The 22,864-nt window shown below is 55.8% G+C and carries 19 protein-coding genes; 10 read left to right on the top strand and 9 right to left on the bottom strand.

Going from position 1 to position 22,864, the window contains the following annotated elements:
* The first annotated feature begins 30 nt into the window (after positions 1-30).
* From CEE69_RS16340 to CEE69_RS16355, 4 genes are all read left to right on the top strand, one after another.
* The gene (locus CEE69_RS16340) at positions 31-1,326 is read left to right on the top strand and encodes a metallophosphoesterase family protein (RefSeq protein WP_099261696.1); all 1,296 of its coding nucleotides are present in this window, start codon (positions 31-33) and stop codon (positions 1,324-1,326) included.
* On the top strand, positions 1,323-5,099 hold the full coding sequence (locus tag CEE69_RS16345; protein WP_099261697.1) for a YhaN family protein: 3,777 nt from the start codon (positions 1,323-1,325) through the stop codon (positions 5,097-5,099). The genes CEE69_RS16340 and CEE69_RS16345 overlap by 4 nt, the downstream gene beginning before the upstream one ends.
* Positions 5,100-5,394: 295 nt before the next feature.
* Entirely contained in the window at positions 5,395-5,616 is a 222-nt protein-coding gene (locus tag CEE69_RS16350; RefSeq protein ID WP_099261698.1) for a hypothetical protein, read from the top strand.
* Positions 5,617-5,794: 178 nt separating this feature from the next.
* On the top strand, positions 5,795-7,075 hold the full coding sequence (locus tag CEE69_RS16355; RefSeq protein WP_099261699.1) for a DUF1559 domain-containing protein: 1,281 nt from the start codon (positions 5,795-5,797) through the stop codon (positions 7,073-7,075).
* A 71-nt stretch (positions 7,076-7,146) separates the two neighbouring features.
* Here the strand turns inward: CEE69_RS16355 and CEE69_RS16360 are convergent, their stop codons facing one another.
* The 5 genes from CEE69_RS16360 to trpB all read right to left on the bottom strand — a co-directional run bounded on the left by CEE69_RS16360 (position 7,147) and on the right by trpB (position 12,187).
* Positions 7,147-8,076 carry an AraC family transcriptional regulator gene (locus CEE69_RS16360; protein WP_099261700.1) on the bottom strand — a complete coding sequence of 310 codons (930 nt, stop codon included), beginning with the start codon at positions 8,074-8,076 and terminating at the stop codon, positions 7,147-7,149.
* On the bottom strand, positions 8,073-8,609 hold the full coding sequence (coaD, locus tag CEE69_RS16365; protein WP_008671240.1) for a pantetheine-phosphate adenylyltransferase: 537 nt from the start codon (positions 8,607-8,609) through the stop codon (positions 8,073-8,075). Before coaD ends, CEE69_RS16360 begins: the two co-directional genes overlap by 4 nt.
* 6 nt (positions 8,610-8,615) lie before the next feature.
* A complete protein-coding gene (locus CEE69_RS16370) occupies positions 8,616-9,854 on the bottom strand; it encodes an aminotransferase class V-fold PLP-dependent enzyme (RefSeq protein WP_099261701.1) in 1,239 nt (412 codons plus the stop codon).
* The gene (locus CEE69_RS16375) at positions 9,854-10,873 is read right to left on the bottom strand and encodes a class I SAM-dependent methyltransferase (protein WP_099261702.1); all 1,020 of its coding nucleotides are present in this window, start codon (positions 10,871-10,873) and stop codon (positions 9,854-9,856) included. The genes CEE69_RS16370 and CEE69_RS16375 overlap by 1 nt, the downstream gene beginning before the upstream one ends.
* 90 nt (positions 10,874-10,963) lie before the next feature.
* Positions 10,964-12,187 carry a tryptophan synthase subunit beta gene (gene trpB / locus CEE69_RS16380; RefSeq protein ID WP_099261703.1) on the bottom strand — a complete coding sequence of 408 codons (1,224 nt, stop codon included), beginning with the start codon at positions 12,185-12,187 and terminating at the stop codon, positions 10,964-10,966.
* Positions 12,188-12,260: 73 nt separating this feature from the next.
* Here trpB and CEE69_RS16385 point away from each other — a divergent pair, with 73 nt between their 5' ends.
* Genes CEE69_RS16385 through CEE69_RS16395 form a run of 3 tightly spaced genes read left to right on the top strand, consistent with a single transcriptional unit; the run spans position 12,261 to position 15,908 of the window.
* Entirely contained in the window at positions 12,261-13,193 is a 933-nt protein-coding gene (locus CEE69_RS16385) for a DUF429 domain-containing protein (RefSeq protein ID WP_099261704.1), read from the top strand.
* Between the two features lie 50 nt (positions 13,194-13,243).
* Positions 13,244-14,977: a flagellar hook-associated protein FlgK gene (flgK, locus tag CEE69_RS16390; protein WP_233215297.1), complete on the top strand. Its 1,734-nt coding sequence runs from the start codon at positions 13,244-13,246 to the stop codon at positions 14,975-14,977.
* A 1-nt stretch (position 14,978) separates the two neighbouring features.
* A complete protein-coding gene (locus tag CEE69_RS16395) occupies positions 14,979-15,908 on the top strand; it encodes a prenyltransferase/squalene oxidase repeat-containing protein (protein WP_099261705.1) in 930 nt (309 codons plus the stop codon).
* A 109-nt stretch (positions 15,909-16,017) separates the two neighbouring features.
* Here CEE69_RS16395 and tsf read toward each other — a convergent pair whose 3' ends face one another.
* Together tsf and rpsB are read right to left on the bottom strand one after the other, a co-directional pair.
* Positions 16,018-16,998, bottom strand: coding sequence for a translation elongation factor Ts (tsf, locus tag CEE69_RS16400; RefSeq protein ID WP_099261706.1), 981 nt, complete (start codon positions 16,996-16,998; stop codon positions 16,018-16,020).
* Between the two features lie 49 nt (positions 16,999-17,047).
* Positions 17,048-17,833, bottom strand: coding sequence for a 30S ribosomal protein S2 (rpsB, locus tag CEE69_RS16405; RefSeq protein WP_099261802.1), 786 nt, complete (start codon positions 17,831-17,833; stop codon positions 17,048-17,050).
* Positions 17,834-18,312: 479 nt separating this feature from the next.
* Here rpsB and CEE69_RS16415 point away from each other — a divergent pair, with 479 nt between their 5' ends.
* The 3 genes from CEE69_RS16415 to CEE69_RS16425 are packed head-to-tail and all read left to right on the top strand — an operon-like array spanning position 18,313 to position 21,034.
* Positions 18,313-19,659 carry a DUF5690 family protein gene (locus CEE69_RS16415; RefSeq protein ID WP_233215298.1) on the top strand — a complete coding sequence of 449 codons (1,347 nt, stop codon included), beginning with the start codon at positions 18,313-18,315 and terminating at the stop codon, positions 19,657-19,659.
* The gene (locus tag CEE69_RS16420) at positions 19,656-20,438 is read left to right on the top strand and encodes a methylphosphonate hydroxylase (RefSeq protein WP_233215299.1); all 783 of its coding nucleotides are present in this window, start codon (positions 19,656-19,658) and stop codon (positions 20,436-20,438) included. Before CEE69_RS16415 ends, CEE69_RS16420 begins: the two co-directional genes overlap by 4 nt.
* Positions 20,435-21,034, top strand: a complete 600-nt coding sequence (locus CEE69_RS16425) for a hydroxymethylphosphonate dioxygenase (protein WP_099261709.1) — start codon at positions 20,435-20,437, stop codon at positions 21,032-21,034. The genes CEE69_RS16420 and CEE69_RS16425 overlap by 4 nt, the downstream gene beginning before the upstream one ends.
* On the opposite strand, the gene CEE69_RS16430 is transcribed toward CEE69_RS16425, so the two are convergent.
* Both CEE69_RS16430 and CEE69_RS16435 read right to left on the bottom strand, forming a co-directional pair.
* Positions 21,001-21,549 carry a hypothetical protein gene (locus CEE69_RS16430; protein WP_099261710.1) on the bottom strand — a complete coding sequence of 183 codons (549 nt, stop codon included), beginning with the start codon at positions 21,547-21,549 and terminating at the stop codon, positions 21,001-21,003. The two genes, CEE69_RS16425 and CEE69_RS16430, sit on opposite strands and share 34 nt — an antisense overlap.
* The gene (locus tag CEE69_RS16435) at positions 21,546-22,691 is read right to left on the bottom strand and encodes an aromatic ring-hydroxylating oxygenase subunit alpha (RefSeq protein WP_099261711.1); all 1,146 of its coding nucleotides are present in this window, start codon (positions 22,689-22,691) and stop codon (positions 21,546-21,548) included. The genes CEE69_RS16430 and CEE69_RS16435 overlap by 4 nt, the downstream gene beginning before the upstream one ends.
* Positions 22,692-22,864 lie beyond the last annotated feature (173 nt).

Consider the following 22,864-nt stretch of genomic DNA (forward strand, 5'->3'; position numbering starts at 1 on the left):
CCGCCACTCACCCCGCCCGCAGGAAGCCCTTTGAGTCACCGCCGCATCCTTCACGCCGCCGACATTCATCTGGACAGCCCCCTGCAGAAACTCGACGCCTACGAAGACGCTCCCGTCGACGAAATTCGCGAGGCATCGCGGCGTGCCCTCGAGAACATGACCGACTTGGCGATCGAAGAACGAGTCGACTTGGTCGTTATCGCAGGCGACCTCTACGACGGCGATTGGCCTGACCAAAACACGGGTCTGTTCTTTGTCAAACAAGCCACCCGGTTGGTCAACCATGAAATTCACGTCGCCGTCATCCGAGGCAATCACGACGCCGCCAATAAGATGACGTCGAACCTGCCGCTGCCAAAGAACCCCGACGGATCCGACATCCTGTTGAGCGAAAAGAAGGTCGACCAACGGGTGCTCGAAGACCTCGGCATCGTCATCCACGGCCGGTCGTATGCCAAACGAGCCGAAACCGGGGACATGGCCGCCGAGTACCCCGGGCCAACCGGCGGCATGTTCAACCTCGGCATCCTGCACACGGGATTGTCAGGCTTGGACGGTCATGATCCGTACGCTCCCTGTTCCCCCCAACAACTCGCTGACAAAGGCTACGACTACTGGGCTCTCGGACACATTCACTTGCGCGGCGAGCATCAAATCGAAGGCACCGCCCCGGTCGTCTTCAGCGGCAACATCCAAGGCCGACACATTCGCGAATCGGGACCGAAAGGTTGCATCATCGTCGACGTTGACTCTCGCAACCAAACCCAGCGCCGATTCGTCCCACTCGATGTCGTTCGATTTGAAACGTTCGATGCCAACGCAAGCGAATGGTCGCACACCGATGAATTGATGGACGCCTACGAAGCTTGGATGAACGACCAACTGCAACAGGTCGAAGATCGGTTGCTGGTCACGCGAGTCATCTTGTCCGGCGAGTCACCACTGCATCACCAATGGATGCGGGAACAATCCAATCTGGAAGCGTCGCTGCGAGCCACTTCGGTCACCCACGGCCACGGACAGGTTTGGCTGGAACGGTTGAAGGTCAAAACCTCGGCCGAAGTCGATCGTTCACACACCGAACAACACGATGCAAACCAGGAGGGCCCGCTGCACAGCATCCTGTCCGTTGTCGAAGAATTGAAATCCGACAACGCAGACTTGGAATGGTTGAACAACGAAATCTCGCCATTGCTGAAGAAACTGCCAACCGAATTCAGCGGCGACCAAGCCCCCATTCGCCTCGACGATCCCGAAGAACGTCACGAATGGATCGAAGCGGCAACCACAGAGCTGCTCGCCCGACTGCAAGGAGGCAAACGATGATCATTGAACGCTTGGACTTGATCGCCTTTGGCCACATCACCGACCGCAGCCTCGATCTTTCCGCCGGTCCCAACCGATTCCACTTGATCGTTGGCCCCAACGAATCCGGAAAATCAACCAGCCTACGAGCCATCTCGTCTTGGTTGTTCGGCATGGCCACTCGAGCCGATGATGCCTTCCTGCATCCCGCAGCGAAACTTCGTGTTGGTGGACGCCTGACGACACACTCCAGCGACGGAACCAGCACTGAAAAAGTTCTCGAGTGCATTCGACGTCGAGGTCGCAAAAACACGCTGCGTGGTGCAGACGACCAAACTGAAATCGCTGACTCCGAATTGGCCCAAATGCTCGGCGGCATCGACGAACCGACCTTCCGCTCGCGATTTGGTTTGTCGCACGAAGAGCTGCTACTTGGCGGCGAACAAATATTGCGAGGCGAAGGTGAACTCGGCGAAATCCTGTTCTCAGCTGGAGCCGGCATCGGGCGTCTTCGCGAAATTTATGAACAGCTTGATTCCGAAGCCAGTGAACGCTTCAAACGCACCGGCAAGACACCCACGATCAACAACATCCTGCAAGAACTCGACGAGATGCGTCGTCGGCTGCGCGAAGCTCAAGTCCCACCGGCTGAGTTCTCCGACTTGCAAAAGCAACTGGCTGAAAAAGAACAGCAAATCCAAGGCTGGCGTGAAGAGTCCCAATCGCTCGCTCAACAAATCGCTCAACTGAAGTCGGCCGAACAAGCCTTGCCGTTGATCCCTCGTTGGAAAACGGCGACGCAAGAATTAGCCAGCGTGCAAGACGCGCCCATGCTTTCGGATGACTTCCCGGATCGACGACGCGAATGGGAACAAGAACAGAAATCGACGACCCGTCTGCTGCAAACCTTGCAACAAAACCATGTCGATTTGACGGAGCAACTGAAGCAACTCGGAAACGATGAATCCATCGGACTCTTCGAGGATGAAATCCTCGCGTTGTATCGCGAACTTCCCGGTCGTGAAAAAGCCGAAATCGAAAAAGAAACCCTGCAACAATCGCTGGCGGCCCTTGAACGAGAGATGCGATCGCAGCTCCATGACTTGGCCTTCGCTGAAGTCCCCCCCGCATCTGCACAGCAGGCAACCGATTCTGATGCGTTGACACAACAAGTGGACTCGCTGCAAATCAGTGAGTCGCAACGGGCCAAAATCCAACGATTGGCGAGCGAATACGAAAAACTGGTTCAACAACGCGATGACGCCTCGGATCAGCTCGATCAAGCCAAACGGGAACTGACAATGGCCGAGGAGGCATTGGCCGAGTCCAACGCGCCAACGCAGTTCCAATTGCTCGACCGTACGCTCGATGAGATGGGTGCCCCGGAACGCTGGATCGAAGCCGCCCGCCGAGAACAATCGCAAGTCGAAAAACTGGCTCGCGAATGCCAAACCATTCATCGGCGATTAAAACTCGACTCGAACGGCGATGACGATGCGATTCAATTCGCTGTCGAGCTGTCGCTGCCGACGCAGTCACAGCTGACGGATCTGACGCAAGCACTCGACCGGGCTGGCAAAGACGTCATGTTGAGCCAGCAACGTGGTCAGGAACTTCAACAAGCCCTCGCCAACGCGGAAGAAAAGCTCACCTCGTTGAACGCGGACACGGGGGACCTCCCAACGCCCGAAGATCTTCGCGACGCTCGTCAGCACCGCGACGAAATCATCGATGCGATGAAGCAGAACGCGGATTCATACTCCGCCGACCAATGGGCCGCACAGCTTGCTGCAGCCGAACTGGCAATCCATCGAGCCGACTCGCTCGCGGACGTCTTCCAGTCGCAACACGAATTGATCTACCGACGACAAGCCGCTCAGAACAACCTGGACCAACTGCGTCGACAATCTTCCGAACACGACGCCGCGCTGGCCGCCGCGCAAGACTCCCTGACAAAGGCTCAAGAGAACTGGCAAGCCATTTGGCAAGCGGCTGGCATCCCAGCAAGTGATCCCGATGCGATGCGAACCTGGATGTCGGATCATCAAAAATTGATCGAACACTTTGCGGAGTTGCAAACCGCAATTGCCGAACGCGATCAATCGCACGCTCAACTTCGACAAGCCATTTCGCGTCTGCAACAAGCGTTGGAAAGTGAAGGCTCCGACAACTCGTCCGAGGATTCACTCGAACAAACCAGCACCACTCTTTCGCGTCTGCATGACGTGGCGTTGACCCAACGTGCGGAGCAGGCTCAACAACTCAAACTTCGCGAACAACGCGAGAACAAACGCGACGAATGCAGAACCGAGATCCCCGGCTTGGAATCCAAGCTGCAACGTCGACAGAGCGCATTGGACGCTTGGGACCAACAGTGGGACGAACTCACCGCGTCGCTCAAACTGACATCCAAACCCGCTCCGCAAGACGCGTTGTCGATGATGGATTCGATCACGCAGCTGATCGGTCAAAAGAAGCAACGAGACGACATTTCACTTCGCATCGATTCGATCAGCAAAGAAACCGATGCCTTTGTCCGAAGAGCGGTTCGGCTACATGATTCCTTGGCCTCGCCAAAGGCCGACTCAGAATCCTCAACCAATCCATCAGTCGACACCGCCGGCTTGACCGAGTTGGCTGAAACAATCAACTCGGCACACGAACGTTTGCAACGGGAACAACGTGCTCGCAGCGCTCGCGACGAAGTCCAACAGCAACTCCGCCAACGCGAACGCGAACTCGCGGATGCCAACGAGCAGTTGGAACGACTCACGATAACGCAGCAACAACTCTGCGACGAAGCCCATTGTTCCGCCCCGGAGGAGCTGGGCGAAGTGGAAGAACGCAGTCGTCGACGCATCCTCGCCCAATCCAAAGTAGAAGACTTGCAATCCCAGTTGGATCATTGGGCGAGTGGTCAAGATCGCGAATCGTTCGTTGAATCTTTGCGGGACCAGCAGCCCGCCATGATCGTCGAAGAACTGAAACAGCTGACTGATAAGAAAGACGAACTGGACGAAAGACTCTCGGCATCACAAAAAGAACTCTGGAGTTTGAATCAAAAACTGGGTGCCATCGATGGAAGCAGCGAGGCATCCAAGCTCTCCCAACACATGCAGTTCTCGCTCGGAAAACTCCAACGGGAATCGGAAGAGTACATCCGTCTGCGATTGGCAGCGTCGATCTTGCAACGGGCCATGGAACACTACCGCAACCAAAACCAAGAACCTGTGCTACGCGAGGCAGAATCATTTTTCGCCACGCTGACCTGCGACGAATACCAATCATTACGGGTCGACTACGGCGACAGCGACAAACCATCGCTGTTCGGTGTGCGAGACGGCGTCGAGGTGCCGGCCAATCGCATGAGCACGGGAACTGCGGATGCTCTGTATTTGGCGTTGCGATTGGCGTCGCTGAAACATCAGTTGGCCCACGCCAATGCGATCCCGCTGATCATCGACGATTGCTTGATCCAGCTTGACGATCGCCGGGCCGCTGCGGCACTCAAGGTCTTTTCGGATCTCTCCACCACCACTCAAGTCATCCTGTTCACGCACCACGATCACTTGGTCGACTTGGCATCCGAAACACTTCCCGAGAACGGATATCACGTGCACCGGCTTGGTGAAAACAACTCACCTGCCTCCGCGTCATCCGCCAAACCGGCCGCTTCAGCCACAAAACCGAAGAAGAAAGCGGCAAGAAAGAAGACGGCTCCCAAAGCATCGCCCAAAAAGCCTGATGCAAACCTCACGCCTCCCGACACACTGTTTGACGTGTTCTCACCGTGAGTGGTCTTGGGGCGCTCATCCCAAGACAGCGATGACGGCCCCATCCGTGGCGAATTTGCATGAATGGCTCCGGAAGAATCGGCGTTCATAACTCGGAGCGGAAGCCCCGAAGTACGTTGCAAAACATCGCACTTCCGCCCGCTATGAGCCGACGACGATCATCGAGATTGCTATCGACCAAGGGCTGATCCCCCGCCCAAGCAACGGTTCCCCGGCGATTGACACCCCGTTAAGATTGAACGAAGACACGCTCATCCTGCGTATTCATACAATCCTTTCTCTCCGGGTAATTTCGATGTCCCAACGTTTTACACGCAAACTTCTGCTGAATTTTGCCGTCCCAGGTTTGCTGCTCGCTTTCTCTTCCGCGGTCGGATGCGAGCAGTCCAATGCTCCTGGTCCTGCTGCCAACGAAATCGAGCAGTACCTCCAAGACAATCCCGATCACGTCGCCGATCCGAACGACTCCATGGTTGATGAGTCTGCTGAATTCGAAGCGGGCCGAGTTTCTGAGTAACAGAACTCACTCTGTAGGTGAGCTCCTCGCTCACTTGTTTTGTCTTTCATTTGAAACACTTCGTCACTCCCACCCTTTCTGACGAAGCTCCATTGCAATCACTCCCACGCTGATTGCGCGGCTTCAGCCATCGCTGAGGCGACACACCATTTACTACCTTTCAAAGCGTGCCATTTTCATGATCATTCTCTCTCGCCTTCCCAAAACCAAGCCGCGTGTTGCTTCGGTGCAACCACATTCGGCCAAACCCGGATTCACATTGGTCGAGCTCCTCGTTGTGATCGCCATCATTGGCGTTCTCGTCGGATTGTTACTGCCTGCAGTGCAAGCTGCTCGTGAGGCCGCACGACGGATGCAGTGCAGCAATAACGCCAAACAAATAGGCTTGGGAATCCACAACTATCACTCTGCCTACAACCAGCTTCCGATGAGCCGCGGAGGTACATCACGAGTGTCCGGCAGCACTGGCGACTCGGTTATCCCACGCACATTGGGTGGATCGTTGGGAGGCAACAATCGATTCAACCGCAGTGCCTTGGTTCCGATCCTGCCGTTCATCGAACAACAGGGTCTTTGGGAGCAAATCGCCAACCAGTTCAAAGTCGTCGAACCAGCGGGCTCTGATCTGTACTACAACGCGTTCGGTCCTAATCCCGAGATGTCGCTTACTCACCACACAACAGCACGCTACGACCCTTGGATGACGAACGTTGCAACCTACCGTTGCCCCAGTGATCCCGGCAACGGCTTGCCAGGACAGGGACGCACGAACTTTGGCATGAGTTTGGGAGATGCGCTCGGTCAGCAAAACACCGGCGGCGTGTACGAAACCGCCAAGCCCAATCCAACGGAATACCCACGGGCCAACAAGTCGAACCGCGGCATGTTCCGGTCTCGTGTCGCTTTGAAATTTCGAGACGTGCTGGACGGTCTTTCCAACACCATCATGGTCGGCGAAATGAACACAGACTTGGGCGACCGCCACAAAACCACCCAGGTTGTGAATGATGCCAACTTCGGTGCGACGATCATCAACAACCCTGGTCTATGTAACACGATCGAAATTGATCCCGACCGTCCAGCGTTTTGGGCATCGTCCGCCACGTTTGCTGGTGGAGCTCAGATCCAAAGAGGTTTGAAATGGGCGTGTGGTTTCCCTGTCTTCACCGCTATCACGACGATCGCCCCTCCCAACTCAGCGGTTTGCAGTACCGGCAACAGCACCTGGCAACCTGGGCTTTATCCGCCTAGCAGTCGCCACCAGGGCGGAGTTCACATTCTCCTGGGCGATGGCGCGGTCAAGTTTATCACGGACTCCATCGAAGCCGGTGATCAATCCGCTGGAAACATTTGGTGGAACGGAACTGGCAATCGGGCACCTGGTATGCCCAGTCCTTACGGTTTGTGGGGAGCTCTCGGCACACGTGCCACCAAAGAGCAAGTCTCCGCCGACTTCTGATCCGTCGGATCGGTAACCTGCATGAAAGCTATCTCAGCGGGCGTCTCGGTGGCGTCTGCTGAGAACGAGGTTCAAGACCGTTCCACTTGCTGGCGATAGGCGGCCGGTGATTGGCCGACCATGGATGTGAATCTTCGATAGAAAGTCGACAGGTCAGCGAAACCGGATTCGAAGGCAACCGACGCGATCGGTAAATCGGTTTCCTGCAACAGTTTCTTGGCGTGCTCGATTCCGAGCTCTCGCACTCGTCGCAGCCAAGTCGTGCCGGTCAGCTCACGAAAAAGATGGGTGAAGGTGCGGCGAGACAAATTGAGTTGATTCGCAGCGGCATCAATCGTCGTTGCTTCCAAGAACGATGTCTGCAACTCGTCGATGTACTGCTGCACGATTTCGGCGTCGGTTACCTGCGCGACACGGCTTGGCTCAAGAGCCACCGCATCATTTCCTTCCTTTCGATTGCAATCAAAATCGGTCACACCCCGAAGCAAACGCCAAGCGTCGATCATCATGTCGACGCCACACGAGGCCAATGCCAAGTCTTGCGTGTAAACCATCCGCCGCAACGTTGAGGCGACAAAATGCGTTTGCCGACTACCGCCCGATAACTTGCCCGAGGCAATCTTTTCTACGGTGACGGGCTCCGCCTTCAACACATTCTCGCAAATGCAGCCGACATACAAACTGGACGGTGTTCCTTCGCCATCACATATTCGATTTCGCTGATGCGGTGCAATCACGAACACATCGCCAGCTGAGAATTCGATGACTCGATCATCGAGATGAAACATCCCCGCGCCGCTGAGGAAGTAAACGATTTTGACGAACGCGTGCTCACGCCACTGCATCGAAAAATCGGGAGCGTGATGACTCTCCAGCACCAACACGCCCCAAGGCGGCAACTGCTCTGACATCGCCGTGCGAACTTGCCGAGCACGTGTTGGCGAGGACGACTGAGAGTGTGGCGAGTTTCCGGACATCGATTGGATCCCCGGAACGATCACACGGATGGAGCAGCCAGCTTGGCCCGCAATGACGGAATGATGGGACGAGGTACAAATTTCGCCAAGTGATCGTCGTTCTCGCTAAGTGCAGCGATCTGTTTCAACAGCGATGAACTGACGTGAGCAAACCGTTCGTCGGCCATCAAGAACACCGTTTCGATGTCTGCATCCAGCTGACGATTGGCCATCATCATGGTGAACTCGCCCGCGATGTCGGTAAGCGGCCGGATGCCTCGCACCATGACGCCCGCCCCAAGTGAACGAACGAAATCAACCGCCAAACCATCGAAGGTTTGAACACGGACGTTGGGCAAGTGATTCGAGATCGTTTGCACTAACTCGATGCGTTCTTCTGGATTGAACAAAGACTTTTTGTCAGCATTGATGCCGATCCCGACCACCAACGTGTCAAACAACTTCGATGCACGTTCAATGATGTGCAAATGCCCAAGCGTGACGGGATCGAATGACCCGGTGTACACAGCGATGGAATGCGAAAGCTCACCCGCGTCATTGGAGGAGTTCAGAGTCAAAACAGATCAGCTCCGCGCTGGATTGGAAGAAGAGACAGCGGGGGACGAGGCGACCAAATCGGCCAATCGTTGCAAATCCGCGTCGTCATTATAGACATGAACGCTGGCTCGAATGCCGCCACCGCGACAACTGATCACCACGCCCGCATCGAGCGCCCGAGTGCGAAAATCGTCGGGCGATTCCCCCGGCACTTCAAACGTTGTGATCGCACTGGCGTGAGGCGTCTCATCCCACGGGCCAAACAACAACTTCGCACCGGCCTGAGTCAGCATCGTGCGAAGACGCTGAGCTCGTTCCAAAACACGGTTTCCGATTGCGTCGGCACCGGATCGTTGCGAAACGGCGGTGAACATCTCCAGACTGGCCGCAAACGCGATCATTCCCGATTGGTTTAGCGAACCGCCCTCGAAACGGGACGCGTCCTCACGCAACTCAAACTTGGATCCTGAAAACAGGTGAGCGTTCTCAACGCTTTTCCAACCCACCGTCGGACAACGCAGCGAACTCAAATGGCGTTTGCGAATCACCGCCACCCCGGCACCCTCGGGTCCCAGCAACCACTTGTGCCCATCGGCGGCAACGAAGTCGACATCGCAGGTTCGCATGTCGAGCGGGTACATGCCCAATCCCTGGATCGCGTCGAGGAACACCAGCACACCGCGGGCATGGGCTTCCTTCACCAACTGATCCAGATCCACACGAAAGCCGCTGGCGTAACCAACCCAACTGACCGAAATCAATCGCGTGCGTTCATCGACGTGAGCTATCAAATCGGCCACTTCGACGCGTCCATCGCGACGCGGAACGATTCGAATTTCGACTCCGCGAGATTGCTGGTTCAGCCACGGGTACAGGTTGCTTGGGAACTCACCCTCCGGAACAACCATGTTGTCACCGGGTTTCCAATCCAAACCTTCGGCAACCAGATTGATTCCCGTGGTGGTGTTGGGAACCAAGGTGACTTCTTCCTTGTCGCAATGAATCAACTCCGACGTCAGGTCTCGCAATCGATTGACCGCATTGGACCAATCCATCCAGTGGACATCACCGTGCGATGCGGCAACATCAGCGAATGAACGAAGAGCTTCCGCGGCAGGTTGGCTGATCGGAGCCACGGCCGCGTGATCAAAGTAAGCCCAATGTTTGGTTACCGGCATCCGGTCTCGCCACCACGACCATGGGTCATCACCCATGTCAGATCCGACTGGCACACTCGTGTCTCGCGACGAAGGGTTGGAAACCATCACGGCTTGATTCCCGTCATCAGTCCCAAACCAACGCGACTGGCGGCGATGAAGGTGAACTGGATCGATTCCAACCCGGCATCTTTCATTCGTTCTTGTGCCTCTTTCAACTCGGGCACCGCGCCGCCTTCGGTTTCGATTCCGATTCGCAACGCTTCGATCGACTCTGCCAGACTCGGTCGGTTTGGGCCTTCAAACGAATCAATCACGATCACTCGTCCGCCGGGCTTCACCGCTGACGTTGCACGTTGCAACATAAGACGAATTTGATCGGGCGAGTAGCTGTTGAGTCGTTGAGCGATCAACACATGGTCGTACTGATTTCCAGAAAGCTCTGCGGTCAGAGCGTCGCCTTCGATGGACTCGAAACGATCACCCAATTCAATCGAATTGGCTGTGGCCATGGCGGCTTCCAAAGCGCCGGGGTGATCCACCAATGTGACATGAAGTTGCGGGTCACGATGAGCCGCCGCACAACTCCAAACCGCCGAGCCACAACCCAAGTCCAGCAAGGTTTGGGGTTTCGATTCATCGGAACTCAGAACCGTGCCCTCGCCTTCGCCTTCTTCTCCCGGCGTCGGTCCAAAGTCCAATATCTCGGCCGCCTGCATCGCCGCGGGAGTGTGCACCCACTGAGTCGCAGCGATGGAATCAAAACGGCTTTGCGGGACAGCGGCTTCGGCGGACGATTGCGATTCCGATTTCAAAGCAGTCGACGCGTTCTGCCAAACGGCATCACCCAAGTCCGCATCGTATTGGCACAGCAAACGTGCCACGGATGAGATCGCATAGTCATCCTCGTACTTTTCGATGATGCCCACCGAGATCAACGATCGCAGCAAAAGCGACAATCGCGATTCGGGACATCCGGTGCGTTCGGTCAGCACCTCAATCGTCTTTTGGCCTTCGATCAACGCGTCGAACAAACCCAGTTCACGGCCGGTTCGCAACACATGCGAAGTCGCGTTGATGGTCATCAATTCCTGGTAGTGATCCAGGGTACGGTCTTGGGCGGACATGCAATCAGAGAAGAAGAGTCAAACGGTCAGGTGATATCTGCAAACAGTCGTGAGAGGACGTCCAACGAAACGTCAGACAACATCCGTGGCTCACCACTCTTCGCCGCGAAGACGAGCGATTTCCATCGAGTCCTTGTCGCCTCGCCCGGACAAGCAGATCACCAGGTGTTCTTGGTCCGACATCTTGCCAGCGATCTCGATGGCTTTGGCGACCGCATGGGACGTTTCCAACGCTGCCAAGATACCTTCGCTGGATGCCAATCGTTCAAACGCGGTCATCGCCTCATCGTCACGACAATCGATGTAGTCAACGCGTTTAGTGTCTTTCCAATAACTGTGTTCTGGACCAACACCGGGATAGTCCAACCCAGCGCTCATCGAATGCACGTCGCACGTTTGACCATCCTCGTCCTGCATCACGTAGCTGTAACTGCCGTGCAAGACACCGGGGTTTCCGTATGACAATGGCGACGCATGATCACCAGCTGTTGCGGATCGACCGCCGGCCTCGACGCCGACCATTCGCACGCCTTCATCTTCCACAAACGGATAAAACATGCCGGCCGCGTTGCTGCCACCACCAACACAAGCGACGACGCAGTCAGGCAAACGCCCAAACGTGTCCCGGCACTGCTCGCGAGTTTCGCGGCCGATGACCGATTGAAAATCGCGAACCATCATGGGGAACGGGTGAGGACCGATCACGCTGCCAATGATGTAGTGGGTGTCCTCGACCGAAGCCATCCAGTCTCGCATCGCTTCATTGACCGCGTCCCGCAACGTTCGCGAACCGGACTCGACGGCCGATATATTGGCGCCGAGCAACTTCATACTGAACACATTGGGTTTTTGCCGCCGAATATCTTCCGCACCCATGTAAACGGTGCAGGGCAGCCCAAAGTGTGCACAAGCGGTCGCCGAGGCCACGCCGTGTTGGCCGGCTCCGGTTTCGGCGATCACTCGGGTTTTGCCCATCCGCAATGTCAGCAGAGCCTGGCCGATCGTGTTGTTGATTTTGTGAGCACCGGTGTGATTGAGGTCTTCGCGTTTCAACCAAATCTGGGCTCCGCCAACGGCCGACGACAATCGCTTGGCGTGATACAACGGGCTTGGACGACCGACGAAAGTCTTCAGCAAACCATCCAGTTCTCGCTGGAACTCAGGGTCCCGCTTGGCCTTGTCGTACTCTTCGGAGAGCTCATCGAGTGCCCGCGTGAGTGTTTCGGGAACGAAACGGCCACCAAAATCGCCAAATCGCCCGCGGGGATCGGGGACTTGGGCGGAGGCGTGTTGCTGCGACGGGGCGGTACTCATGAGGTAGTTTCAGCGGGAAAAACGAAATGGGTTCGAAGACTTCCGTAACCGAATTGTCACTGGAGAACAAAACTTGGTCAACGTGAAGCGAGACACGTACGGAGCGATGTTTCGCACTTCTGGGGCCAAGGTTCGCTTCCAAACCGTGTTCGGGGTCGACTTCAGCGGTGCCGCCTTGGCTGGAAAGAACGCCTGGATCGCCGAAATCCAGATTTCGCCGAATGGCTCCACTTCGCCGCCGCTGAAACTGGTGGATCTTCAACCACTCGGGAGGGTCGCCGGGCAGGACGAACGAGAACGCGTCTATCCGTGGCTGACGAGTCGAATCATGGCCAGCGAAGGTGCTCTGTGGGGAATGGACTTTCCGTTTGGGCTGCCGGTCGAGCTGGCACTGGGAAGCTGGAACGATCAACTGAACCACGTCGCGATTCACTCAGGCGATGCGAAAAGCTATGGGCGTTCTCTGGTGGAATTGGCTCGCAGGCGATCCGATGCGATTCACATCCGTCGTGAAACCGATCGCGAAACGCAGACACCTTTTGATTGCTACCACTACCGAATCATCTACCAAACGTTTCACGGCATGCGCGATGTCTTACTACCAATCAAGGATTCGCCCACAACCGCCGTCATGCCATTCCAGGCGGACAAGCTCGCCCGATCAATGACCGGCAAAGCCTCCACCGCCATACGCAACATCGTGGTTGAGGCCTGTCCTTCGTCAACGCTGAAACGAATGCAGCTGCCTCACCAGCGATACAAACAAACCGGGAACAAGCTAATCGACCCGGTCCATCTTCGAACCCGCCAGCAAATCCTCCGCGGCCTTCGAGAGATCATTCAAATCTCCGCTCACCGACGACGGGTGATCTTGAGCAATCCTGGTGGCGACGCCTTGGACGCCGTGCTGGCGGGTGTGGGCGCTTGGTCCGGTTGGAATCGCGTGAACCATCGTCAAATCGCCAAGCATGACCGCTTCCCACGCGAAGGCTTTGTTTACTGTTGAGCCGATTGAGTCAAGTTTAACGCCTGAATGTGCCGAACCAACGAATACACGTGTGCGCGCACGAACGTTCGGCTTCACACTTTCGCGAGACGACCATGGGGCTGTTCGGCACCATTCAACAATCCAAGGGCGCGCTCGACGCGGCCCAGATTGGACTGCAAGTCGTTGGCAACAACATCGCCAACGCCAACACCGAAGGCTACATCCGCCAGCGTCTCGAGCAGACGCCTGCGGTGGCCTATCGCCAAGGCAACCTGATCCAAGGTCACGGTGTTCGCGCCACCGGTGTCGTGCAGGTCATTGACCAGCAGCTGGCCGAGCGGATGTTCAACGCGAAGACGGAGGCCGCCGGTGCGGACTCACTCAGTTCCGCCTACGGTCAGCTCGAAACGTTGATCACGGACTTGGATGGCGGCGGGCTCAACGAACAGTTCAGTCTTTTCAACAACGCGTTGCACGACCTATCGACCCAGCCCAACGACGCAGCCACTCGCGAGTTTGTGGTTATTCAAGGCGAAGCCTTGGCCACCAGCATGAAACAAATCCGGACAAGTGCCGGCGAACTGCAAGACGGCTGGAATTCAGAGGTGGATGACGCCGCCACGCAAATCAACCGACTGACCGAACGAATCGCAGCACTCAACGTGGAAATCGCGACCATCGAAGGCGGCGGGACACTCGGTAGTGATGCCACAGGCCTTCGTGATCAACGCTATCGAGACCTCGAGGAGTTGGCCAGCTACGTCAACATCAACTTCCAAGAGCAAGCCTCCGGAAACGTCAGTGTCTTTGTGGGCGGGGACTACTTGATTGCCGACGGGAATCGTCGCGAGGTCTACGCGGCCTACGACGAGGACGCGGGCGGATTGGAAGTTCGAATCGTCGACACTGACGCACCTTTGAAAGCGACAGGCGGGAAACTGGGCGCCGCCATCGAAGCCCGCGGCGGCGTTTTCGGCGAGTACGTGGAGAGCCTGGACCAAATGGCCGCGGCTCTCATCCGAGGCGTAAACAGTGTCCACTCGCAAGGACAAGGACGCACAGGTTTCTCGTCGTTGGTTTCCAGCAACACGAGCGAAGCGGGTGTTCCATTGAGCGCCGCGGAACTGCCGTTTGAACCGAAGAACGGAAGCTTTGATTTCAACATCGTGGACGGCAGTGGCGAACTGATCAGCACAACTCGAATCAACGTTCGAAACCTAGGAGCCATCGATGACTCAACGGTCTCATCGATCGTCGCTGATATCAACGCGATCGATGGCGTGACCGCTTCCATCTCGGGTGACGGACGCGTTCGGATCGACAGCGACTCATCCACGTCGGAATTCACCTTTGGCGAAGACACCAGCGGATTCCTTGCGGCTGCTGGATTGAACACGTTCTTCACAGGAACGTCGGCCGTGGACATCGAAGTCAACTCCGTCGTCAAAGACAACATCGACTTGCTCGCGATTTCTGACGGAGGCATCAACGCGGACACGAACACGCTTTACAACTTGCTGGACATCGTCGATCAACCGCTTGATGAACTCGGAAATCGATCGATTCGTGGGATGCACGAACAAACCATCTCTGCTCTGGGACGCGAAATCAGCGTGCAGAATAGCGCCACCGCGGGACTCAACGATTTGTACGCTTCGCTGCAAAGCCAGCACCTTGCGATCACCGGTGTCAACATCGACGAAGAGTCGATTAAGATGATCTCGTACCAACGCGCGTTCCAAGCATCGTCGCGTGTGATTTCAACCGCAGCGGAAATGCTGGACATCTTGTTGGCGATTTGATTTGAGTGGCTACCTGCAGGAACTGACGCTTCGATTGTCCGTCGGTGCAAGCCGCTTGAGCCCTGAATTTCGAACTCGCCATGCTGAATGGTTGAAATCGCGACAACGCGATGACGGTGGGTTCGCTGGCCGAGAAGGCGAAAGCGATCCGTACTACACCTCGTTTGCATTACGAACGCTCTGGGTGCTTGGCGAACTCGATTCAACGATCGCCGAAGACGCGGGGATCTTTCTGCGAAGAAGAATGCAGAAGCGGGATTCCATCGTCGACCTGATGTCGCTGATCTTCGGTGCCGCCATCCTCGAAATGGCCGCGGGAGTCGTGGTGATTTCCGATGAGGATAGCCAGTGGCGTGACAACGTCGCAGCCTTGCTTGCTAACCTTCGCACCGAAGACGGCGGATTCGCGAAAACCCCCGAAGGCCGTGCGGGCAGCACCTATCAAACGTTTCTGTCAGTCTTGTGTCATGAACTGATGGAAGTCCCCGTTCCGAACGTCGACGAAGTCCTGCGATTCCTCGCCGGACAAAATCAACCCGACGGAGGTTACCGGGAAATTCGCGTCGCAAAACGAGCGGGCGTGAATCCAACGGCCGCGGCGATTGGATCACTCAAAACCCTCGGTCATCTGGATCCTGCGCAGCAAACCGACACGATCGAGTTCTTGCTTGAAATGCAAGGCGACGAAGGCGGACTGGCCGCGAACACTCGCATCCCGTTTGCCGACCTGCTGAGTTCTTGCACCGGTCTGATCACGCTGGTCGATCTCGGTGCCGGCTCGCGAATCGACGCGGCGAGACTACAAAGCTACGCCGAGTCCATGCAGCGTGACGGCGGCTTCGTCGGTTTCGCTCTCGATCAAACTCCGGACGTCGAATACACGTTCTATGGCGTCGCAACGATGTCGTTGTTGCAGACGTTGGATTTGTAGAAGAGTCCGAATTCTCCGCGAATCCGGCTACGTTTGGATCACAAAAAAACGCCTTGCTCATGAAAGCCATGAACAAGGCGTTTTGAATTTCAAATTTGCGAGTCAACGATCAGTTGACGGAAACTCGTTTGAAGGCCACCACTTCGGCTTCGGGGTGGAAATCTTTGATCGCAGCTTCCACGGTCTTGGTGTCGTCCAGTGCGTAGAACTGGCTCAACAAGCAACGCTCTTGGTCGAGCAATGTGTTGTCAGCAATGAAGCGATCGAGCTTCCCAGGAACGATCTTGTCCCAGATCTTCTCAGGCTTGCCTTCGGCCTTCAGTTCAGCCTTGATGGCTTCTTCAGTCGCAGCCAAGACTTCAGGAGTCAGTTGGCGACGGCTAGCGAACTGAGGAACGTTCTTCATCGGCTTGCCGAGGTTTTCCTTCTCGTTCAACTCATTCTCAGCGTTGATCTGAGCCTGAAGAGCTTCGGTTTCTTTCTGAACGAAATCTTCGTCGAATTCGTTTGGATCGAGGATCTGTGGTTTCATCGCAGCGATGTGCATCGAAACGCCACGGAAGAATTGATCCGCGTCGTCCTTCGCACCATCTTTGTAAGAAACCAAAACGCCGATCTTCGCACCCGCGTGGATGTACGAAGACAAGTTTTCGCCTTCGACGACTTCCAGGTTGGTGACTTCGATCTTCTCACCGACTTTGCCGGTTTCGTTGACCAAGCGTTCCTTGACCGTCGTTCCGTCAATCTCGAGTGCGTTGACATCATCGATGGTCGCGCAGTTCGCATCGAAAGCCATCTTGGCGATGGTGTTGGTCAACTCGATGAACGCTTCGTTCTTAGCAACGAAATCGGTTTCGCAACCAAGCGACAGAAGCAGACCTTTGTTGCCTTCGACCACGGCAGCCACAACGCCTTCCGAAGCTTCACGGTCGGCACGTTTGGCGGCGACCTTTTGGCCCTTCTTGCGGAGGTAATCCATCGCGCCGTCCAAGTCGCCACCGGATTCTTCCAGTGCCTTCTTGCAGTCCATCATCCCAGCGCCGGTGGACTTGCGAAGTTCGCTCACCGCCTTAGCGGAAATCGTCGTCATGTTTCTGTTTCCTAATCGTTGATTGAATTCAGTGAATGTGGGGTCGAGATCAGCCTTCGCTAGACGCGGCGGCAGCTTCTGCAGCAGGTTGTTCTGCTGGGGCGGCGGGTGCTTCAGGAGCAGCTTGTGCATTCGGTGCCGCTTCGGTTTGGGTTTGTCCCTTGCCAGCGATCACGGCGTCGGCCAATTCACGCATGATCATTTCAACGCTGCGGATCCCGTCGTCGTTGCCTGGAATCGGCAAATCGATTTGGCTTGGGTCGCTGTCGGTATCGATCAGAGCAACGGTTGTGATGCCCAATCGTTTTGCTTCGCGAACTGCGTTGCGTTCTTTGCCGGGGTCAACGATGAACATGACTTCTGGCAAACGGTTCATCGTTCGCAGACCGTTCAGGTTGCGATACATCTTGCGATATTCGCGGTTCAGCGACGATTGCATTTTCTTGCTGTAGTCGTTGATGCCGTCGCCTGCACGCAGGGCTTCCAACTCTTCCAAACGGCCCAGACGGCTGCGAATGGTGCGGAAGTTGGTCAGCGTGCCACCGAGCCAACGCTCGCTGACGAAAGGCATGCCGCAACGCAGCGACTGCTCTTCGACGGCTTCACCAGCTTGACGCTTGGTACCGACGAACAGGATCAAGCTGCCGCCAGCGGCGACTTGCGACAGATACTTCTTCGCTCGAAGCAAACCACGAAGCGTTTCGCGAATGTCGAGGATGTGGATTTGGTTTTTCTTGCCGAAGATGTAAGGAGCCATCTTCGGATTCCAGAGACTGGTGCGGTGACCAAAGTGGACACCAGCTTCAATCATCTCTTTGACAATTTCATTCGCCATCAGAATATTTGCCGCGCATATTCGCGGCATCTCCGGGATTTGGTCCATTGCGGGTTCGGAGAACTGGCTTTCCAACAAACAGGAAAACAGCAGCCCCAGAGCGGTGAAAACGACGCGAAAACGCGTGATTTCGGTGCCCTTCGCCCCAAAATGCAGTGAACTGGGTAAAGGATACGCCCTGCCAAAACGCAGGCGGGGCGGGAAAGGAAGGCAAAAAGTACGGCTCAGAGCAAAAATTTGCAACCCCGACGGCCTTCTTCCGATCGTGTCTTCCCAAGGAATTCACGGGATTCCACGAATCCTTCATCGGCACGAACCGATCCAAAATCGACTCGGAGTCCGGCAAATGGGAGCGGTGACTCCTTCTTGCGAGCTTCATGCAGCATTCACCATTCACACAACCTGGAAAGCTACGATCCCCGCCTTGCGGTGACACATGCCTCATCATCGCACACGCTTCCAGCCAAACGGACCTGTTCATGCGAATCGCTGCCATTGCCAATCGCTTGGACCGAAGCCACCCGATCGCGCTGACGCTCTGGGCGATGCTGGCGGCTTTCGTCACGTACTTCTGCATGTATGCCTTCCGCAAGCCGTTCACGGTGGTCAAGTACGAAGGCCTGCTGATTGGCGGCCTTGATTTCAAGGTGGTGCTGCTGTTTGCCCAGGTGGGCGGCTACGCACTTTCCAAGCTGATCGGCATCAAGGTGATTTCCGAGCTATCGCCTCGCCGAAGGGCGGTGATGATCCTGTCGCTCATTGCCGTGTCCCATCTGGCGCTGCTGCTGTATGCCGTGGTCCCTTTTTCGCTGAAACCTATTTGCCTGTTTTTCAACGGCCTGCCGCTGGGGATGGTGTTCGGTTGTGTCTTTGCTTATCTCGAGGGACGCCGTGTGACGGAGGCATTGGCCGCGGGACTCTGCGCCAGCTTCATCATGGCCTCTGGATCGGTGAAGTCCGTGGGAGCAATGCTGATGGAATACCAACAAGTCAGCCCTTTCTGGATGCCCTTTGTGACCGGGGCGTTGTTCTGGGTGCCACTGCTTCTAGGTGTCTGGATGCTGGAACAATTGCCTCCCCCAGGCGAACTCGACATCTCCGCCCGTTCTCCTCGAACCCCATTCAACGGGGAGGAACGTGGACGTTTCTTTTCACGCTACGCATTGGGGATCTGCGCATTGGTCTTGGTCATGGTTTTGCTCACTGTGTTCCGAAGCATCCGTGACGACTACGCAACCGAAATCTGGTCGGGATTCGGCGTTGAACGCCCCGAGATATTCGCCATTTCGGAAACTTGGGTGGCGGTCGTCGCCGTCCTGTTGAGCGCAATCACCGTTTTGATTCCGGGCAACTACCGAGCGTTCCAAGTCAGCATGGGGATCATCGCAGTTTCGTTTGCCAGCGCTTTTGGTACCACACTGTTTTGGTGGAACACCCCTGAGTGGACGGAAGCAACCGCGTTTCTCTACATAGTTCAGATTGGAATTTGCCTCTACGTTCCCTACGTCCTATTTCATACGACGGTCTATGAGCGGGCAGTCGCGTTGCTGAAAGAAAAAAGCAACGCGGGGTACTTGCTCTATCTAGGCGACTGCGCGGGCTACTTCTGCACCATCTTCATGATGATCCTTTTTCATCTGATCAGCCCCGAGTCGGTCGACTTCAAAGGCCTGCTGTTCAAGCTCGCCGTGGTCATTTCACCTGCCTCCATCGCCCTGGCGGCGGTTGTGGCTCTCTACTTTCAAAAACAAGGAAGTTCCTTCCCGATGGAAACCATTGAACGCCCTCTTCCCGAAACCACAGTGCCGACAGGAGTCACGCCATGAGCATCTCTCCGTCAGTGGATCACCTCGAGACATGGGAACAAAAAGGTTACGTCCAATTCCCAGGCTTTCTTTCTGAAACCGAAACCAACGACCTGAAAGAATGGGTGGAGCAAATTAGCTCTTGGCCGCCCGATCCGGAAAAGTGGATGCATCACTTTGAGCAAATCGGTCCCATCGCCAGACCGGCTCGAACGGAGTACATCATCGATTTTCATGACGGACTGCGACGACTGCTGACCACCGGCAAGGTCCCGGAAACAGCCGGCAGCCTGCTTGGGCAACCCGTTGTCCTGTACAAAGAAAAAATCAACTACAAGTATCCTGGTGGTGGCGGTTACGCCGCACACCAAGATGCTCCCGCCTATGAATTTGTGAAGCTGCACATCACGTGCTCCATCGCAATTCATGACGCGACACCAGAAAACGGCTGCCTTTACTTTGCTCCTGAGTTGCACCGCGAAGGCTTGATTCACCTGAACGACCAGGGCTGCATTGAAGAGAGCAAAGCAAAATCACTGAACTGGGAACCGATCCCGATGAAAGCTGGAGACGCATTGTTCTTCAGCTCTTATGCCCCCCATTACAGTCCGTCCAATCAAACGGATCAGTCCCGGCGGACGCTCTACCTCACCTACAACGCGCTCGCCGAAGGCGATCTTCGCGAATCGTATTACGCCGACAAACGACAAGCCTTCGCGGACGCAGAGAAGACCGGCGATCAGAGAATGCGAGTTAGTAAAATCGGTCACTTCAACGGCAAACCCCCGGAACAATCATGAATCAGAAAGTCGACACCTCGCTGGCGGAGTGCCTCGAAAATGCAAAGACAGCGGCAGACAAAGTCAGCCTGCTATTCCAATACATGGACCAGCATGGCCAGAGCTTCTACGACGAGTCCGTGACCCAACTTCAGCATGGGCTGCAGGCCGCGTTCCTGGCACGAACCAACGGAGCCACTGACGAACAGGTGACCGCAGCGCTGCTGCACGACATCGGTCACTTCCTAATGGACGAGCACGATGCCCAGGGGGATTTCTTGCAAGAAGATTGGTGCCACGAGACCGTTGGAGCAGACCTGCTCGAGCCCTTCTTTCCAACTGTGATCATCGAATCCATTCGCCAGCATGTGCCTGCGAAACGATACCTCTGCGCAGTCGACCCCCGCTATCACGACGGGCTGTCGCAGGCGTCGAAACGAAGCCTGGACCTGCAAGGTGGAAAGTTCACACCCGAAGAAGTCGCCGAGTTCGAGAAGAATCCGCACCACGAAACGGTTGTGCTCGTCCGCCGCTGGGACGACGGCGCCAAAATCAAAGACCTCGAAGTCCCCGGCCTGGAAGCCTACCAAGAAACGGTCGAAAGCTGCGTGCGGTGACTCAACAAACTGATCGCAATCAAAGGAGTCACCACCAGCCCGCACAGACCTGCATAAACCGATTTCACGCCGATCAGGGCGAGTCGGTCCATTGAATCACCAGCGAACACGAACAATACAAGAAGTGCGGGAACCGCGAGGAACGGCAACACGACGAAAGAAAACCGCAAACAGCCGACGAACGACCCACCTTGCAGAACCCGTCCCACCCAAGCAGTGATTCGCGACGCGACGCCAGAACCCGCTTCCTTCGCGGGTAGCGGTTCAACCATTCCAAATCGAAGATGCCGCATCAACACTCGGGAACTGATCGCCGCCGTGATCAATGGCAGAAGAAATCCTGTGCCAATGATTTCCATGCAGACGCTTGAAGGAATTCCCCAAACCGGGACCGAGTCTCGATCGAGAAACAACAGCCAGCCAAAGAAAGCATTGATCCCGACATTGATCACCAACGGGATCAAGACGTAACCAACAAGCACATAGCGAAGCGTCGCAGCAGGCCAATGTCTCACGAGGACATCTCGCGACGGCAGTCTTCCGGCAGAACATCGCGACCTGCCTGCAAACCACACTTCTCAGCAACATGGTTTTGCAACGCATGCACAAGTTCTTCGCGAGTGCTGACGCAGCCCTTGAACGGACTGTGCTCCATTCCCATTTGAATTCCGGGATAAAGCGACGCATCCTCCGCCAAGATCTTCTTGACAGCAGATGTTTTGATGCGGCCCCAGAAACGAGTCAGCCATTTCGACCACGCCGTTTCCTGCTCGCGTCGAAGCACAAAGACGGACACAGTCGCCCGACAAGTTATCGGGGACGTCGGCATCAACACCATCGCCTGCAGCATCGCGTCGGCCCGCATCAAAAACAGATGTGGAAATAGGTGATACATCCGGTACCGCGGGGAGCAATCGGGATGGAGCTGCGATGTCACCCACCGCGAAAAACGCATCGCGTTCGGCGATGCATGAATCGTGGCACGCATGATCGTTCCGCCATCATGAATTTCGTGCTCGATTTCATCTTCCGGTTCAAACCGAAAGCTATCCGTGTGCACTGATTCCAGGTGATACGACTCGACCGTATTCTCCGCCACCACTTTCCAGTTCGCGGGGAAATCGTAATGCCAGGTCTCGGCATGAGCCCAGCGATCACCTGAAAACTCTTCCGTCACCGTCGCGAACGGTTTGAATTGATCAGTCAGTGGCGGACAACTCGGATCGAGCGATACGAAAATCAAAGGCCCGTGAACGGAGACTGAAAACTTCTTCAAACACTCCGGACCGCCACTCATCGGCCGAAAGTTCTTCGCATCCGGAATGCGACCACTTGAACCATCGACGTTGAACTCCCATCCGTGGTATTGGCACTTCAATGTCGGACTGCTGCCGCAGCGTTCGTTCGACAGTGTGCTGTGCCGGTGGGGACAAACATTGAGAAAGCAGTGATAAGCACCTTGGTGGTTCCGCACCAAAATGGGAACGCCAAACAGTTCGCGGGTAAAGAAGTCCCCATCGTCGGGAGCGTCATGCAACGAGCCAACCCAGTGCCACTGCGGCCGGAACATCGTCTCCAACTCGACCTCATGTTGCGACTGGCTGCTGTAGTGCTCCGGCAGCAGAAGATGCGGCAACTTGGATTGGTTGACGAACATGAGCGATGTGAGATGAAGGACACACAGACAATTTCACATCCAAACATAGCCGCCGAAGCTCGACGATGTTGTTGGTCGCAATCATGATTGCGAGGAACCAAACAACCAACAAAAAACCCTTCGCCGAAGAACAGCGAAGGGTTTGATGTTTGGAACACAGAGGGCTGAACGGA

The organism is Rhodopirellula bahusiensis, from assembly GCF_002727185.1.
GTDB classification, from domain to species: domain Bacteria; phylum Planctomycetota; class Planctomycetia; order Pirellulales; family Pirellulaceae; genus Rhodopirellula; species Rhodopirellula bahusiensis.